Origin of the sequence: Thermus aquaticus (assembly GCF_001280255.1) — a bacterium.
GTDB lineage: Bacteria > Deinococcota > Deinococci > Deinococcales > Thermaceae > Thermus > Thermus aquaticus.
Map to the genome: position 1 here is coordinate 1 of NZ_LHCI01000101.1, position 364 is coordinate 364.

Sequence of the window (364 nt, forward strand, 5' to 3'; positions counted from 1 at the left end):
GCGTGGTGGCCGACTACCTCCTGGACAAGGACCCCATCTTCGCCAGCCTCAACCTGGAGGGCCCGGAGTGGGACCTCTACCTGGAGCTCTACCGGGAACTGGCCCCAAAGGTGCCCCCGCCCGACCTCACGGTCTACCTGAGGGCCCCGGTCCCCGTCCTCCTAGACAGGATCGCCCGGCGGGGCCGCCCCTTTGAGCGGGGCATGGACCCCGCCTACCTGGAGGCCCTCTCCGAGGCCTACGAGCGCCAATTCGCCCGCTACCCCCACCCCCTTCTGGTCCTCGAGGCCGACGCCCTGGACTTCAGCCCCACCCGCCCCCACCGGGAGGCGGTGGTGGCCCTGGTCAGGGAGCACCTGGCCCA

1 protein-coding gene is annotated in these 364 nt (G+C 71.4%); it reads left to right on the forward strand.

Features of this window, described 5'->3' with window-relative positions; genetic code table 11:
* Positions 1-364, forward strand: a 364-nt coding sequence (locus tag BVI061214_RS00740) for a deoxynucleoside kinase (RefSeq protein ID WP_162207993.1), incomplete at both ends; no start/stop codon positions are given.